Origin of the sequence: Nonomuraea sp. NPDC001831 (assembly GCF_042892035.1) — a bacterium.
GTDB lineage: Bacteria > Actinomycetota > Actinomycetes > Streptosporangiales > Streptosporangiaceae > Nonomuraea.
Genome location: NZ_JBIATU010000001.1, coordinates 1,026,928 through 1,041,459, shown reverse-complemented (window position 1 = coordinate 1,041,459; position 14,532 = coordinate 1,026,928). Strand labels below are relative to the sequence as shown.

16 protein-coding genes are annotated in these 14,532 nt (G+C 72.4%); 7 read left to right on the top strand and 9 right to left on the bottom strand.

Annotation, left to right across the window (positions count from 1 at the left end; genetic code table 11):
* Nucleotides 1-4: 4 nt before the first annotated feature.
* From cydD to ACFYYW_RS04525, 6 genes are all read left to right on the top strand, one after another.
* On the top strand, nucleotides 5-1,741 hold the full coding sequence (gene cydD / locus ACFYYW_RS04550; protein WP_387645010.1) for a thiol reductant ABC exporter subunit CydD: 1,737 nt from the start codon (nucleotides 5-7) through the stop codon (nucleotides 1,739-1,741).
* Nucleotides 1,738-3,417 (top strand): thiol reductant ABC exporter subunit CydC, encoded by a 1,680-nt coding sequence (cydC, locus tag ACFYYW_RS04545; protein ID WP_387645007.1) that lies wholly within the window; start codon nucleotides 1,738-1,740, stop codon nucleotides 3,415-3,417. Before cydD ends, cydC begins: the two co-directional genes overlap by 4 nt.
* Nucleotides 3,418-3,498: 81 nt before the next feature.
* Nucleotides 3,499-4,119, top strand: coding sequence for a hypothetical protein (locus ACFYYW_RS04540; protein WP_387645004.1), 621 nt, complete (start codon nucleotides 3,499-3,501; stop codon nucleotides 4,117-4,119).
* Nucleotides 4,116-4,439 (top strand): transcriptional regulator, encoded by a 324-nt coding sequence (locus ACFYYW_RS04535; RefSeq protein ID WP_352328377.1) that lies wholly within the window; start codon nucleotides 4,116-4,118, stop codon nucleotides 4,437-4,439. The genes ACFYYW_RS04540 and ACFYYW_RS04535 overlap by 4 nt, the downstream gene beginning before the upstream one ends.
* Nucleotides 4,436-5,329, top strand: a complete 894-nt coding sequence (locus ACFYYW_RS04530; RefSeq protein WP_387645001.1) for an ABC transporter ATP-binding protein — start codon at nucleotides 4,436-4,438, stop codon at nucleotides 5,327-5,329. Before ACFYYW_RS04535 ends, ACFYYW_RS04530 begins: the two co-directional genes overlap by 4 nt.
* A complete protein-coding gene (locus ACFYYW_RS04525; RefSeq protein WP_352331117.1) occupies nucleotides 5,322-6,062 on the top strand; it encodes an ABC transporter permease in 741 nt (246 codons plus the stop codon). The genes ACFYYW_RS04530 and ACFYYW_RS04525 overlap by 8 nt, the downstream gene beginning before the upstream one ends.
* Nucleotides 6,063-6,152: 90 nt before the next feature.
* Here ACFYYW_RS04525 and ACFYYW_RS04520 read toward each other — a convergent pair whose 3' ends face one another.
* The 9 genes from ACFYYW_RS04520 to ACFYYW_RS04480 all read right to left on the bottom strand — a co-directional run bounded on the left by ACFYYW_RS04520 (nucleotide 6,153) and on the right by ACFYYW_RS04480 (nucleotide 14,070).
* Nucleotides 6,153-7,388 carry a S1C family serine protease gene (locus tag ACFYYW_RS04520; protein WP_387644997.1) on the bottom strand — a complete coding sequence of 412 codons (1,236 nt, stop codon included), beginning with the start codon at nucleotides 7,386-7,388 and terminating at the stop codon, nucleotides 6,153-6,155.
* A 212-nt stretch (nucleotides 7,389-7,600) separates the two neighbouring features.
* Nucleotides 7,601-7,837: a hypothetical protein gene (locus ACFYYW_RS04515; protein WP_387644994.1), complete on the bottom strand. Its 237-nt coding sequence runs from the start codon at nucleotides 7,835-7,837 to the stop codon at nucleotides 7,601-7,603.
* Between the two features lie 27 nt (nucleotides 7,838-7,864).
* Entirely contained in the window at nucleotides 7,865-8,119 is a 255-nt protein-coding gene (locus ACFYYW_RS04510; protein WP_387644993.1) for a hypothetical protein, read from the bottom strand.
* Between the two features lie 83 nt (nucleotides 8,120-8,202).
* Complete coding sequence (locus tag ACFYYW_RS04505) at nucleotides 8,203-8,691, bottom strand: DUF5946 family protein (protein ID WP_387644991.1); 489 nt, start codon at nucleotides 8,689-8,691, stop codon at nucleotides 8,203-8,205.
* Nucleotides 8,692-8,806: 115 nt separating this feature from the next.
* On the bottom strand, nucleotides 8,807-10,342 hold the full coding sequence (locus ACFYYW_RS04500; protein ID WP_387644988.1) for an AMP-binding protein: 1,536 nt from the start codon (nucleotides 10,340-10,342) through the stop codon (nucleotides 8,807-8,809).
* Nucleotides 10,343-10,473: 131 nt separating this feature from the next.
* Nucleotides 10,474-11,301 (bottom strand): MetQ/NlpA family ABC transporter substrate-binding protein, encoded by an 828-nt coding sequence (locus ACFYYW_RS04495; protein WP_364413344.1) that lies wholly within the window; start codon nucleotides 11,299-11,301, stop codon nucleotides 10,474-10,476.
* 10 nt (nucleotides 11,302-11,311) lie between these two features.
* Entirely contained in the window at nucleotides 11,312-11,968 is a 657-nt protein-coding gene (locus tag ACFYYW_RS04490) for a methionine ABC transporter permease (protein ID WP_352329100.1), read from the bottom strand.
* Nucleotides 11,965-12,927, bottom strand: a complete 963-nt coding sequence (locus tag ACFYYW_RS04485; RefSeq protein WP_352329102.1) for an ATP-binding cassette domain-containing protein — start codon at nucleotides 12,925-12,927, stop codon at nucleotides 11,965-11,967. The genes ACFYYW_RS04490 and ACFYYW_RS04485 overlap by 4 nt, the downstream gene beginning before the upstream one ends.
* 330 nt (nucleotides 12,928-13,257) lie before the next feature.
* The gene (locus ACFYYW_RS04480) at nucleotides 13,258-14,070 is read right to left on the bottom strand and encodes an SAM-dependent methyltransferase (protein ID WP_387644983.1); all 813 of its coding nucleotides are present in this window, start codon (nucleotides 14,068-14,070) and stop codon (nucleotides 13,258-13,260) included.
* A 39-nt stretch (nucleotides 14,071-14,109) separates the two neighbouring features.
* Here ACFYYW_RS04480 and ACFYYW_RS04475 point away from each other — a divergent pair, with 39 nt between their 5' ends.
* Nucleotides 14,110-14,529, top strand: coding sequence for a MarR family winged helix-turn-helix transcriptional regulator (locus tag ACFYYW_RS04475; protein WP_352329105.1), 420 nt, complete (start codon nucleotides 14,110-14,112; stop codon nucleotides 14,527-14,529).
* Nucleotides 14,530-14,532 lie beyond the last annotated feature (3 nt).

Sequence of the window (14,532 nt, the reverse complement as noted above, 5' to 3'; positions counted from 1 at the left end):
CCACGTGCATAAGGATCTTCTGCGGCTCATGCGGGCCGAGCGCTCGGTGCGCCGCCACCTGACCGTCACCATGGTCGCGGCCGTGCTCGCCGGGCTGCTCGTGCTCGCGCAGGCCGAGCTGCTGGCCGGCGTGCTGTCGGGCCGGTTCACCGCCGCCGCGCTGGGGGCGCTGGCCGCCGTCGTGGGCGTCCGGGCGCTGCTGGCCTGGACGCAGGGCGTCTTCGCCGGGCGCACCGCGACGGGCGTGAAGTCCGCGCTGCGCCACCGGCTGCTGGCCCGCCTGGGCGAGCTGGGCCCGTCCAGGCTGACCGGTCACCGGTCGGGCGAGCTGGTCACGCTGACCGGCCGCGGCCTGGACGGCCTCGACGCCTACCTGACCGGCTACCTGCCCTCGATCGCGGTGGCGGCCGTGGTGCCGGTGGCCGTGCTGGTCCGGCTGTTCACCGCCGACCTGGGCAGCGCGGTGATCGTCCTGGTGACGCTGCCGCTGATCCCCGTCTTCGGCGCGCTGGTCGGCATGACCACCAAGACGGTCACCGAGCGGCAGTTCCACGCCCTGTCGCGGCTCGGCGGGCACTTCCTCGACGTGGTGCGCGGGCTGCCCACGCTGCGCGCCTTCGGGCGGGCCCGCTACCAGGCCACGGTCATCCGGCAGGTCGCCGACGCCCACCGCAGCGCGACCATGCGCACGTTGCGGGTGGCGTTCCTGTCGTCGCTGGTGCTGGAGCTGTGCGCGTCGCTGTCGCTGGCGCTGGTGGCGGTGCCGATCGGGCTGCGGCTGCTCGGCGGCTCGCTGGACCTGACGACGGCGCTGCTGGTGCTGCTGCTGGCGCCGGAGGCGTACCTGCCGCTGCGGGCCATGGGCACCCGGTTCCACGCCTCCATGGAGGGGGTGGCCGCCGCCGACGCGGCCTTCGCCGTCCTGGACGAGGCCGCCGGCGACCCGTCCGGCCCGTCCGGCCCGGCCCGCCGGTACGACGGGCACGGCGCGCCGGAGATCCGGCTGGAGAACGTGACCGTCCGCTACCCCGGCAGGGACGAGCCCGCCCTGGAGAACGTGACGCTCGCCATCGCGCCCGGCGAGCGGGTGGCGCTGGTCGGCGAGAGCGGCGGCGGCAAGAGCACGCTGCTCCACCTGGTCCTGGGCTTCCTGCGCCCGTCCGAGGGGCGCGTCCTGGTCGACGGCGCCGACCTGCGCGAGCTGGACCTGGACAGCTGGCGGGCGGCCCTGGCGTACGTGCCGCAGCGGCCCCACCTGTTCACCACCTCGGTGGCCGACAACATCCGGCTCGGCGCGCCCGGCGCCACCCTGGAGCAGGTCCGGCGGGCGGCCGCCGCCGCGCACGCCGACTTCGTGGACGGCCTGCCCCAGGGGTTCGACACCGTGGTCGGCGAGCGCGGCGCGAACCTGTCGGCCGGCCAGCGGCAGCGCGTGGCGCTGGCCCGGGGCTTCTGCCGCCCGGACGCCACGGCGCTGCTGCTCGACGAGCCCACCGCCCGCCTCGACGGCCGCAGCGAGGCCGCCGTCGTGGCCGCCACCGCGGAGCTGGCGCGAGGGCGCACCGCCGTCATCGTCGCCCACCGGCCCGCGATGATCGACCTGGCCGACCGGATCGTGCGGGTGCACGAGGGCCGCGTCGTCTCCGACACCACCCGCGACCGTCCGCCCACCCGCCCGGACGGCGACGGTCACCGGGAGCCGCAGAGCGCGGCCTCCCTTCCCGAGGGGAGCGCGCGATGAACCGGCGCATGGGCACCCGGCTGGCCTGGGCCGTGCTGGCCGGGGCGGCCGCCGACCTGGCCGGGCTGGGGCTGATCGCGGCCGCCGCCTGGCTGATCACCAGGGCCGCGCAGCAGCCGTCCCTGGCCGCGCTGAGCGTGGCCATCGTGGCGACCAGGGCGTTCGCGACCGGCAAGGGCGTCTTCCGCTACGCCGAACGGCTCACCGGCCACGACGTGGCCCTGCGCGCCCAGGCAGGCACCCGCGAGCGGCTCTACCAGGCGCTCGTCCCGCCCCAGCGCCCCCGCCACGGCGGCGCCGACCTGCTCAGCCGCATGGTGGACGACACCGAGGCCGTCCAGGATCTGCTGGTCCGCGCGCTGCTCCCGGCCGCCGCCGCGCTGCTGACCGGGCTGGCCGCGGTCGCCATCGGGCTGTTCGTGCTGCCGCTGACCGCGCTGGTGCTGGTGGCCGGGCTCGTGGTGGCGGGCGTGCTGCTGCCCGCCGCGACCGCCGCCGCCGCGCGCCGCTGGTCGGCCCGGATCGCGCCGGCCAGGGCCGCGCTGGCGGCCCGCGTGGCCGACCTCGTGCACGGCTCGGCCGACCTGGCCGCCTACGGCGCGGGCGAGCGGGCGCTGTCCGGCGCGCTGGCCGCCGACGAGGCGCTGGCCGCGCTGGAGCGCCGCCAGTCGCGCGTGCACGCCGCCGCCCTGGCGGTCGGCACGCTGGCCCAGGGCCTGACGGTGGCGGCCATCGTGCTGCTCGCCCAGGGGGCGGGCGCCGGCTCCGTCGCCACGGCGGTGCTCGCGCTGACCGCGCTGGTGTCGTTCGAGCCGGTGCTGCCGCTGGCGGCGGCGGGCGAGCGCATGGCCGGGATCACCGCCGCGATCCGGCGGCTGCGCGAGGTCCGCGCCGCCGCGCCGGCGGTCGCCGAGCCCGCCGCGCCCGCGCCCGTGCCGTCGGCTCCGCTGACGGTCGAGGTCGACGGCCTCGTCGTCCGCCACCCCGAGGCCGCCAGGCCCGCGCTCGACGGCGTCTCCCTGCGCCTGACGCCCGGCCGCCGGGTGGCGATCGTCGGCCCGAGCGGCGCGGGCAAGAGCACGCTGCTGGCCGCGCTGATGCGCCTGGTCGAGCCGGAGTCGGGCAGCGTGCGGGTCAACGGGACCGACCTGCGCGACCTGTCCGGCGACGACGTCCGCACGCTGATGACCGGCCTCACCCAGGACCCGTACATCTTCCGCACCACCCTGCGCGACAACCTGCGCCTGGCCGGGCCGGACGCCGGTGACGAGCGGCTGACGGCGGCCGTGCGGGAGGCCAGGCTCGGCCCGTGGGTCGAGCGCGTCGGCTGGGACGCCGAGCTCGGCGAGGACGGCAGGACCGTCTCCGGCGGCCAGCTCCAGCGCCTGGCCCTGGCCAGGGCGCTGCTGTACGACCCGCCCGTGCTGCTGCTGGACGAGCCCGCCGAGGCGCTCGACGAGGAGACCGCCGACCGCCTGATGGCCGACCTGCTGGACGTCATCCGCGGCCGCACCACCGTCCTGGTGACCCACCGGCTCAAGGGCCTGGAGGCGGTGGACGAGGTCGTGGTGCTCGACGAGGGCCGCGTCGTCCAGCGCGGACGGCACGACGAGCTGGTGGCGGTGCCCGGTTACTACCGCGACCTGTGGGAGTCCGAGGCGCTGACCAGGCGCTAGCCGACCCCTTTGCCCACGCTTTGAGTTTGCGTCGCCATCAGGTTTATGATGCAAACCTGTTTGCGGGTAAGAGGAGTTAGCATGGTGGACGACGACGGAGCGCGCACCCCCGAGGAGACGCTGCGGCTGATCGAGCAGCAACGCACCGCCACGGTCCGGCGGCTGCACGGCGACCCGGTGCTGCTCTACGTGCCCTGGGGCGTGGCCTGGCTGCTCGGCTTCACGGCGCTGTTCCTGCACTACGGCCTCGACGGCGTGCCCTACGCGCCGATCTCCCACCCGCAGGCGATCGCGGTGCTGTTCGCCGGCATGTCGCTGGCCGGGGCGATCGCGATCTTCGCCATGGTGAAGATGGGGGCGCAGGTCCGCGGCGAGACCTCGGCCAAGGGCATGATGTACGGCTACGCCTGGATGGCCGGCCTGGTCTCCATGACGGTGATCGCCATCCGCTTCAGCCCCCAGCTCCCCGCCGCCGAGAGCGGCCTGCTGTGGGGCGGCGGCTTCATGACGCTCGTCGCGCTGCTCTACATGGCCGGCGGCGCGATCTGGACGTACTGGCCGATGTTCTTCGTCGGCGTGTGGACGGCGGTCGTCAACGGCGTGGGCGTCATGCTCGGCGCCGGCTGGCACGCGCTGCTGACGGCCGTGCTGACCGGCGGCGGCTACATCGCGGCCGGCGTCGTGCTGCGGCGGCGGATGTGAGCCCCGACGGGGCCGTCCCCGAGCTCGACCCGGTGATCCACGCGCAGGCCAGGCTGCGGGTGGTCGCCACGCTCAACACCCTCGGCGGGCGCGACGAGATCGCCTTCCCCTCGCTGAAGGACCTGCTCGGGATGACGGCCGGCAACCTCTCGGTGCACCTGACCAAGCTGGAGGACGCCGGTTACGTCCGCATCACCAAGACCCACAAGGGCCGCACCCCCGTCACGTACGTCGCGCTCACCCAGCGCGGACGGCTGGCCTTCGAGGACTACACCAAGGCGATCCGCGCCTTGCTCGACAACGCTGGAGGAACCCCATGACGGCCCTCGCCAGAACGGTGGAGGTCACCCGCCGCTACGGGGACGTGCTCGCGCTCGACCGCGTCTCGCTCGACATCCGGGCCGGAGAGCTGGTCGGCCTGCTCGGCCCGAACGGCGCGGGCAAGTCCACCCTGATCAACCTGTTCGTCGGGCTGCGCCGCCCGACCTCCGGCACGGTCGAGCTGTTCGGCGGCTCGCCCCAGGACCCCGTCATGCGCCGGGGCATCGGCGTCACCCCGCAGGAGACCGGCCTGCCCGAGTCGCTGCGGGTCGGCGAGATCGCCGACTTCGTGCGCGCCCACTTCCCCGACGCGCTCGGCAGGGACGAACTGCTCGACCGCTTCGGCCTGAGCGACCTGGTCAAGCGGCAGGTGGGCGGGCTGTCCGGCGGGCAGAAGCGGCGCCTGGCCGTGGCGCTGGCCTTCGCCGGCCGCCCGCGCCTGGTGTTCCTGGACGAGCCGACGACCGGCCTCGACGTCGAGGCCAGGCGCACCCTCTGGGACGGCATCCAGGCCTTCCACGCCGAAGGCGGCACGGTCGTCCTGACCAGCCACTACCTGGAGGAGATCGAGGCGCTGGCCCAGCGCGTGGTCGTCGTCGGGCAGGGACGCGTCCTGGCCGACGACACCGTGCGGGCCGTGCGCGACATGGTGGGCGTGCGGCGCGTCTCGCTCGACGCCGGGGACCTGCCCGAGCTGCCCGGCGTGCTCAGCACCGAACGCCAGGACGGCCGCGTCAGCCTGCTGACCACCGACCCCGACCGCCTGGTGGTCGAGCTGGTGCGCAGCGGCATCCCGTTCTCGGGGCTGGAGGTCAGGCCGACCACGCTGGAGGAGGCCTTCCTCACCATCACCTCGACCTCGCCCCCCAAGGAGAGCGCGCATGTCTAGCCTGATCGTGGCCCACACCCGGCTGCAGCTCGTCGAGCAGTTCAGGGTGCCCATCGGGATCCTGGCCAGCTCCATGTTCCCGGCCATCTCGATGCTGGCGTTCGTGGTGCCGTTCGCGGGCGGCGACCCTGCGGCGGCGACGTCGGCGACGGGGGCGCTGATGTTCTTCGGCGCCATGTCCTCGGCGGTGATCGGGCTCAGCGCGTCGGTCTCGCAGGATCGCGAGCAGCCCTGGGACCCCTACACCCGCACGCTGCCCGCCGGGCCGTTCCCGCGGCTGGCCGGGCGGATGGTCTCGACGGTGGTCCTCATGCTGCTGTCGGTGGTGCCGGTGCTGGTGGTCGCGGCCCTGCTGACCGAGGCGGTCATCACGCCGGTCCGGCTGGCCCTGGGGCTGGCCGCGCTGGTCGGCGGAGGGGTGCCGTTCATGCTGATCGGCCTGTTCCTCGGCCTGACGCTGCCGTCGAAGGCGGCGCTCGCGGTGGCGCAGATCGTCTTCTTCCCCGTGGCGATCGTGGGCGGGCTGATCCTGCCGCCGCAGATCCTGCCGGACATCGTGGAGGCCGTCTCGCCGTACGTTCCGTCCAGGGGCGCGGCCGAGCTGATCTGGGCGGCCATCGCGGGGGTCCGCCCGGACGGGATCGCGCTGATCATGCTGGGCGTCTGGACGGTGGTCGCGGCGGCCGCCGCCACCTGGGCCTACCGCCGCGACGAGGGCCGGCGTTTCGCCTGATGGGCCGGTGTTTGGCCTGATGGGGGGGTGTGCCGCCGAGTCCGCAGCGATCTCAACGGCACACCCGTCTCCGGGAGGGGGTCCTGGTGTTCACTTCTTCTCTTGGAGGGTGACGGTGGCCTCCGCGGACCGACCGTCCCTCATATATGTGATCTTGACCTGTTGGCCCGGTTTGAAACCTCTGACCTGTCCAACAACCGTATCGCCTGAGTCAACAGATGTGTCCCCAATCTTGGTGATCAGGTCGCCCTCCTGCAGCCCGGCCTTGGCCGCCGGGCTGTCCGCGGTCACCTGCCGGATCAGCGCGCCGGGCACGTCGCCGGTGGCGTCGGTGACGCTCACGCCAAGGAAGGCGTGGCTGACCTTGCCCGTCTTGATGAGCTGCTCGGCGACCTGCTTGGCGGTGTTGACCGGGATCGCGAAGCCGACGCCGCCGCCGGCCGCGTCGGAGGCGATGGCGGTGTTGATGCCGACGAGCGCGCCCGCCGCGTTCACCAGCGCGCCGCCGGAGTTGCCGGGGTTGATCGCGGCGTCGGTCTGGATGACGTCGCCGATGGTGGTGCCCTCCACCTGGCCCTGCTGCTGCTCGCCGCCGAAGCCGGGGGGAAGCTGCTGACGCTGCTCGCCGCCCAGCTTGAGCGTGCGGTTCAGGGCGCTGACGATGCCCCGGCTGACCGACCCGTCCAGGCCGAGGGGGCTGCCGATGGCCAGCACGTCGTCGCCGACCTTGAGCTGGTCGCTGTCGCCCAGCGTGGCCTTGGTCAGCCCCGAGACGTCCTCGGCCTTGATGACCGCGAGGTCGGTGGCCGGGTCGGTGCCCACCACCGTGGCCTTGGCGGTCTTGCCGTCGCTGAACTTGACCGTCATCTGACCCCCGCCCTGCGAGGCGCCGACGACCACGTGGTTGTTGGTGAGGATGAGGCCGTCCTCGGAGAGCACGACCCCCGAACCCTCGCCCGTCTGCCCCTGGATCATGACCACCGACGGCTGCACCCGCTCGGCCACCTCAGCGGTGGAGAGCTGGTTGGAGGCGGACCTGAGCACCGGGCTCGGCGCGCTGACCACCTGCTGCGGCTCGGGCTGGAACGCGGTCGCGACGGCGGCCCCCACGACACCGCCGCCGATGGCCATCGCGGCCAGCGCGAGCCCGGCGACGGCCTTCTGCCCGGCGTTGAGCCGCGCCTTGACGGGGGTGGACGGCGGAGGAGGAGGCGGCTGCTCCATGACGATCGTGTCCCGCCGGGGGAAGCCCCCGGCGGCCGGCGGGGTGGCGCCGAACTGGCTCCACCCGCCGGTGCCCTGCTCGCGAGGCTCGTTCGCGTTCATCTGTCATCTCCCTCAAGTCCCTATGACTCAAGGGTGCCAAGAGGGGCGTAAGAGCTGCTTAAGGCGGTGATCGGAACTCTGTGAGACGACTCACTCACGCTTTATCTGCGCTGCTCACGGGCCAGACATATACACCCAAAAACAGAAAAGAATCTACAAACCACTTTCGTACGGGGGTGCGGACGAGCCCGAACGTGGGCGGCGCCTTGGGGTCACAGTGGCGGGATGACGCCGAGGGCTCGCAGCACTCCTACCACGATGGCGACGGGGATGATCATCACCAGCCCGATGAGGCGGATCTTCCGGTACAGGTGCGCCATCCTGCGCGCCTCACGCCACTCCCGCTCGTGAGCCCGCCGGGCCCGTATCTCCGCGATCTGCCGCCTGCTGGTGACCTTGAGCCTGCTCCGGTCGATCTCCTGGCGCATGACCCCATTCTGGGGCTTCACGCGGTCTCCGTACACCGGCGGGTCCGGTCAGCGGCGGCCACGAATGGCCGCCTCGATGCGCAGGGCGAACCCGCCCAGGGCGATCACCAGGTGGACGAGCAGCCACGCGGTGGGCACGTCCTGCCACGGCACGGCGACGGTGAGCACCGACAGCGCCAGGCCCAGGCAGATGGCGACGGTCCCGACCGTGCGCACCGTCGCGGCGGGGTCGCCGTCACCCCCGCCGGACGCCTTGAGGACGGGGACATGATCGTCGGCGTGCTCGCCTGCTGATGAGGTCATGATCGAGAGGCTGCCATCGCCAGATCAAGATCCGATCGCTGCCGGGTCCCCGATCCGCTAACGAGTGCCACGGCCTGCGGGGGTCAAGGCTGGAGGGAGCGCCAGGACTCCACCGTGGCTTCGGCGATCGTCTCGATGCGTCGGCCGTAGGCCGGGTGACCGTCGGACACGAAGCTGCCGTCCCGGACCGGGAGGTCGCGGAACGTGGCGCGGAAGTGCGGGGGCGGCCCACCCGGCGGGAGCGGCGCGTACGCCGACAACGGCTCCAGGTCGTCGACCGGCCGCGTCCCGCGCCTGTTCCTGGCCACCTGGCGGGCTCCCACGCGAAGCAGCGCGTCCAGGCCCCGGTCCAGGCAGAGCTGCAACTGGCGGAACTGGCCGTCGAGGTACTTCGGGTGCGCCTCGGACGGATGCTGCAGGAAGTACGCGCAGACCACCACCGCGTGCCACCGGTACATCCCGGGGTCGCCCTGCTCTTCGGACAGGACGGCGTGGTAGTAGTTCACGCAGGTGCCCAGCGGTCCGGCGGCCGCGCCGCACTCGCACTGGCCCACGACCGGGCTGTCCGTCATGGCCAGCACCCTAGGCGGCCGGGAGCGGCGCTGTCGAGCAGCCGTCCCGCGGCGGCGGGCCGGTGCTTCCTCTCAGCAGACTCCGGACGCCGGTCGTGTGATCGCGGTCCGGTGGTCAGGTGCGGGCCGGCCAGTATTCGTCCCTCAGGAGGCGTTTGTAGAGTTTGCCGGTCGGGTGGCGCGGGAGCTCGTCGCGGAAGTCGACCGACTTCGGGCACTTGTAGTGGGCCAGGCGCTCCCGGCAGTACGCGATCAGCTCCGCCTCCAGCGCCGGCCCCGCCTCCGCCGCCGTCATCGCCTGGACGACGGCCTTGACCTGCTCCCCCATCTCCTCGTCCGGTACGCCGAACACGGCCACGTCGGCCACCTTGGGATGGACGGCCAGCACGTTCTCGGCCTCCTGCGGGTAGATGTTCACCCCACCCGAGATGATCATGTACGAGCGGCGGTCCGTGAGGTACAGGAAACCGTCGGCGTCCAGGTAGCCGATGTCGCCGAGGGTGGTCCAGCCCCGGCCCTTCGGGTCCTGCGCCGAGCGGGTCTTGTCGGGGTCGCCGTGGTACTCGAAGCGGGCGCCGTTCTCGAAGTAGACCGTGCCGTGCTCGCCCGGCGGCAGGTCCTCGCCGTCCTCGTCGCAGACGTGCACGACGCCGAGCAGCGAGCGGCCGACCGTGCCCTTGTGCTCCAGCCAGTCCTGGGAGCCGACGTAGAGGAAGCCGTTGCCCTCGGTGCCCGCGTAGTACTCGTGGATGACCGGCCCCCACCAGGAGATCATCTGCTCCTTGACCGGCACGGGACACGGCGCGGCGGCGTGGATGGCGCAGACCAGCGACGACAGGGCGTACTTCGTCCGGGTCTCCTCCGGCAGCTTCAGCATCTTGATGAACATCGTCGGGACGAGCTGCGAGTGCGTCACCCCGTACCGCTCGACCAGCCGCAGGTACTCCTCGGGGTCGAAGCGTTCCATCACCACCACCGTGGCGCCGAGCCGCTGGAAGGACAGGCAGTAACGCAGCGGCGCGGCGTGGTACAGCGGCGCGGGCGAGAGGTAGACGCTGTCGGCCGACGGCGCGAACAGCCCCTGAATGAGCCGGACAAGCGTGTTCGACTCGCCCAGCGGGGCCAGCGAGGCGGCCACCTTGACGCCCTTCGGACGGCCGGTCGTGCCGGAGGAGTAGAGCATGTCGGCGCCCTGGCACTCGTCGGCGATCGGGGTGACCGGGCAGCCGGCCACCGTCTCCTCGTAGGAGGCGAAGCCCTCGGCGACGCCGTCGAGCATGAGCCGCAGCTCCACGCGCGGCGTGGCGCCGGTGATCGAGCCGGCCACCTCCGCCAGGTTCGCGCTGGAGATGAAGACCCGGGCGCCGCAGTTGTCCACGATGTAGGCGAGTTCGTCGGTCTGCAGGCGGGAGCTGATCGGCGTGTAGTACAGGCCCGCGCGGTGCGCGGCCCAGGCGACGGCCAGGAAGAGCGGGTGGTTGGCGAGCATGAAGGCGACGTGGTCGCCGGGCTTGAGCCCGGCCGCGCGGAAGGCGTGGGCCAGGCGGTTGGACTCCTCTTCGAGCTCGCGGTAGGTGAGGACCCGCCCGGAGCCCGCCATGATCACAGCGGGCTTGTCGGGGGTGACGGCTGCGATGGCTCCCGGGTACATATTAGAACAGTATTCGGTCGTTCGGCGGCGGCGCTAGGGCGCGCCGAAGCCGCGGCCCTCCACCGGGGAGCCGCGGCTTGGGCGCCGACCGACACGGGGATCAGGCCGACGCCGGGATCACTCGACAGAGGTCACTCGGCGGGGATCACCGAGCCCTCGTACTTCTGCTTGATGAAGTCCTTGACCTTCGGGTCCTGGAGCAGCTTGCCGAGGGTGACGATGTTGGCGTCCTTCTCATGGCCGGCCTGGACGACGAGCCCGTTGACGTACGGGTTGCCCTCGGTCTTCTCCAGCACCAGCGCCTGGCTCGCGGGCTTGAGCCCGGCCTCGATGGCGTAGTTGCCGTTGATCACCGCGGCGTCCACGTCGTCGAGCGAGCGCGGGAGCTGGGCCGCCTCAAGGGGCTTGAACTGCAGCTTCTTGGGGTTGTCCGTGACGTCGCGCTCGGTGGCCGCGGTGCCCGCGCCGTCCTTGAGCTTGACCAGGCCGTTGTCGGCGAGCAGCTTGAGCGAGCGGCCGAGGTTCGTGGCGTCGTTGGGGACGGCCACGGTGGCCCCGTCCGCCAGCGCCGACAGCGAGGTGATCTTCTTGGAGTACAGGCCGAGCGGCTCCAGGTGCACCGGGGTGACGAAGCTCAGCTTGGTGCCCTTGGAGGCGTTGAAGTCGTCCAGGTAGGGCTTGTGCTGGAAGAAGTTGGCGTTCAGCTGGCCCTCGTCGAGCTGCACGTTCGGCTGGACGTAGTCGGTGAACTCGACGATCTCCAGCTTCAGCCCGGCGGCCGGGGCCAGGTTGTCCTTGACGAACTTCAGGATCTCGCCGTGCGGGACGGGGCTCGCGCCCACCTTCAGCACCGTGTCGGCCGACTCGGCGGCAGGGGTGGAGGTCGCGGACTGCGACGTACCGCATGCGGCGAGCAACAGGGACAGCGCAGCAGCACCCAATATCGAGCGAATCTTCATGATTTTTCCCTTACTTATGTGAAATACGCCGAGCGACCCAGTCGCCCAGACTCTGCAGAATTTGCACGATGACGATGAGCAGGACGACGGTCACGATCATCACGAGCGTCTCGAACCGCTGGTAGCCGTAGCGCACGGCCAGGTCGCCGAGCCCGCCGCCGCCGACGGTGCCCGCCATGGCCGAGTACCCGATGAGCGCGACGATCGTGACGGTCAGCCCCGACACCAGGCCCGGCAGCGCCTCGGGCAGCAGGACCTTGCGCACGATGGCGGTCCGGCTCGCCCCCATGGCCTGCGCGGCCTGGACGACGTCGGTGCCGACCTCGCGCAGCGCCGTCTCGACCAGCCGGGCGAAGAACGGCACGGCCCCCACGGTCAGCGGCACCACCACGGCCGCGGTGCCGATCGTGGTCCCGATGACGAGCCGGGTGAACGGGATGATCGCGATCATCAGCACGATGAACGGCAGCGATCGCCCGATGTTGACGACGATCCCCAGCACGGACTTGAGCGCAGGCAGCGGACGCAGCCCGTCCCGGTCGAAGGCCACGAGCGCCACGCCGAGCGGCAGCCCGAACAGCACGGTGAACAGCGTGGCCCACCCCACCATCTGGGCGGTCTCCCACGTCGCCGGCCACAGCAGCGGCGCGATCTCTTCCCAGGTCATGCGGCCTCCCCCGCGACTTCGACGATCAGCCCCGACTCCCGCAGGAACGACAGCGCCGAGGACGACTCGGCGCCGGTCAGCGCCACCCGCAGGCGGCCGACCGAACCGCCGGCCAGGTCCTCGATCGAGCCGCCGAGGATGTTGACGTCCACGTCGAACTTGCGCGCCATCTCCGAGACCAGCGGCCGGCCCGGGTCACCGGTGAAGGTGAGCGTGACGGAACCGGCCGGAGCGGGCTCGGGCAGCGGGAAGATCTCCCTGGTCAGGCGGGAGCCGGGCGTCCTGATGAGGTCGGCGATCGCCCCGGACTCCTCGATGCGTCCCCCGGCCATGATGGCGACCGAGTCGCAGACGCTCTTGACGACGTTCATCTCGTGGGTGATGAGCAGGATCGTCAGGCCCAGCTCGGCGTTGAGCCGCTTGAGCAGGGCGAGGATCGACTGGGTGGTGGCCGGGTCCAGCGCGGAGGTGGCCTCGTCCGACAGCAGCACCGACGGGTTGCCCGCCAGCGCCCTGGCGATGCCCACGCGCTGCTTCTGGCCGCCGGAGAGCTGGTGGGGGCGGTCGCCGCCGCGTCCCTGGAGGCCGACGAGGTCGAGCAGCTCGGCCACGCGCCGCTGCCGTTCGGCCCTGGGCACGCCCATGACCTCCAGCGGGAAGGCGACGTTGCCGGCCACCGTGCGCGAGGACAGCAGCGCGAAGTGCTGGTGGATCATGCCGATGCGCTGCCTGGCGCGGTTGAGCTCGCGGCCGGGCAGGGCGGTCAGGTCCTGCCCGGCGACGGTGACCGTGCCCGCGGTGGGGCGTTCGAGCAGGTTGACGCAGCGCAGCAGCGTGCTCTTGCCGGCGCCGCTCTGGCCGAGCACGCCGTAGATCTCGCCCTCGCGCACATGCAGGTCGACGCCGTCGAGCGCGACGGTCTGGCCGTACTGCTTGCGCAGGCCGGAAGCCTGGATCACGAAAATTCCCCACGAGTGAGAGCGGCCGGGTGGCGGGCCGCTTCCTTGCACGAACAACACACGAACAACACACGGACAACACACGAACGTCGCCGTCGGAGCGGCGGGATCTAGTGGCTGCCGGGAGGGAAGGGCAGGTGGCTCAGCCTGCGCAGCACGAAGCAAAAGGTGTGGATCATGGTGACCTTCGAGGAGAACGGGCGGGATCTGGTCTCTAACGGGCCGGCATTCGCCCCATACGCATGCGACAACACATGGCGTCCCGGTGGGCGCGGTGGTCGTTCGCGTATGCCTCGTTCACGCCGGTGCTAACGCCGCCTTTACATACTCCTATTCCGGGGAATTGTGGTGATCTGCGTCACTCAGCACCGCGGTGAGGAAACCGCCGCGCGGGGCGGGGCGGCCGTACCGGCCGGCGAGGGCGGAGGCCTCGACCGTACGCGCCCGCCAGCCGCGGGCGGCCAGCCGGGCGACGACGTCCTCGCCCGGACCGCCCTTCCAAAGGGTGGCGATCCGCCGCAGCTCGGGCATCGTGCGCACCCGCTCGGCGAGCACGGCGGCCGCGGCCGGGTCGTACTCGAAGGCGAGCCTGCTGCCCGCCGCCGACAGCGCGCCGACGCCGTCGAGGAGCCGCCCGGCCTCGGCCGGGCTCAGGTAGATCAGCAGGCCCTCGATCAGCCAGGCGGTCGGCCGGGCCGGGTCGAACCCGGCCGCGCGCAGGCGGCCCGGCCAGTCCTCGCGCAGGTCCACCGGCACCGGGACGCGCTCGCAGCGCGCCGTCGCGGCCAGCCCGCGCAGCACGCCCTCCTTGAACGCCAGCAGCTCGGGCAGGTCGAGCTCGAACAGCCGCACGCCCGGCGGCCAGTCGAGCCGGAAGGCGCGGGCGTCGAGCCCGGCGGCCAGCAGGACGACCTGGTCGCAGCCGGAACCGCTCAGGTGGTCGTCGAAGAACCTGGTCCTGAACACCAGGTGGGCGCTGAAGAGATCGCCCGCCCTGCTCCCCCGCCCCGCCTGCGGCGACCGGGCGTCCGCCGCCGCCACGAAGGCGCTCGCGTACGGGTCCTCGAACAGCCGGTCGGGCCGTTCGCTCTCGCGCGCCCGCAACCAGGCCGCGCCCACCGCCGTCCTCGCCACGCCGTTCATATCGCTGACGATACATCTCCAGCGATACAATCGGCCACCATGAACGTGGCACGACTGCGAAGGCTCGGACGGCGGCTGGTGGAGCTGTCGAAGACGGCGGCCGGCGAGACCAAGGGCCCGCCCCTCACCCCCGGCGAGGAGGCCGTCTTCGAGGACGTGCTGCGCCACCCGGGCGGCACCGTCGGCGAGATCCAGGCCAGGACGGGCTTCGTCCAGAGCCACGTGTCGGCCTCGGTGGCCCGGATGCGCGAGCGCGGCCTCGTCCGGACCGAGCCCGACCCCGGCGACGGGCGGCGCACCCTCGTCACGCTGACGGAGCCGGCGCTGGCCGCGGTCCACCGCCGGGCGGCCAGGCCGGTGGAGGAGGCGGTGCGCGCGGCGGTGGGCGACGACCCCGAGCGCGCGGCCCGGGTCGTGGCCCTGCTGGACGAACTGGAGGCGCTGCTCCTCACCGGCTGACCC

Excerpts from the sequence above, each read along its gene's own strand:
- cydC (WP_387645007.1), top strand. The coding sequence starts at position 1,738 with ATGAACCGGCGCATGGGCACCCGGCTGGCCTGGGCCGTGCTGGCCGGG.
- ACFYYW_RS04540 (WP_387645004.1), top strand. The coding sequence starts at position 3,499 with ATGGTGGACGACGACGGAGCGCGCACCCCCGAGGAGACGCTGCGGCTG.
- ACFYYW_RS04530 (WP_387645001.1), top strand. The coding sequence starts at position 4,436 with ATGACGGCCCTCGCCAGAACGGTGGAGGTCACCCGCCGCTACGGGGAC.
- ACFYYW_RS04525 (WP_352331117.1), top strand. The coding sequence starts at position 5,322 with ATGTCTAGCCTGATCGTGGCCCACACCCGGCTGCAGCTCGTCGAGCAG.
- ACFYYW_RS04520 (WP_387644997.1), bottom strand. The coding sequence starts at position 7,388 with ATGAACGCGAACGAGCCTCGCGAGCAGGGCACCGGCGGGTGGAGCCAG.
- ACFYYW_RS04510 (WP_387644993.1), bottom strand. The coding sequence starts at position 8,119 with ATGACCTCATCAGCAGGCGAGCACGCCGACGATCATGTCCCCGTCCTC.
- ACFYYW_RS04505 (WP_387644991.1), bottom strand. The coding sequence starts at position 8,691 with ATGACGGACAGCCCGGTCGTGGGCCAGTGCGAGTGCGGCGCGGCCGCC.
- ACFYYW_RS04500 (WP_387644988.1), bottom strand. The coding sequence starts at position 10,342 with ATGTACCCGGGAGCCATCGCAGCCGTCACCCCCGACAAGCCCGCTGTG.
- ACFYYW_RS04495 (WP_364413344.1), bottom strand. The coding sequence starts at position 11,301 with ATGAAGATTCGCTCGATATTGGGTGCTGCTGCGCTGTCCCTGTTGCTC.
- ACFYYW_RS04490 (WP_352329100.1), bottom strand. The coding sequence starts at position 11,968 with ATGACCTGGGAAGAGATCGCGCCGCTGCTGTGGCCGGCGACGTGGGAG.
- ACFYYW_RS04480 (WP_387644983.1), bottom strand. The coding sequence starts at position 14,070 with ATGAACGGCGTGGCGAGGACGGCGGTGGGCGCGGCCTGGTTGCGGGCG.
- ACFYYW_RS04475 (WP_352329105.1), top strand. The coding sequence starts at position 14,110 with ATGAACGTGGCACGACTGCGAAGGCTCGGACGGCGGCTGGTGGAGCTG.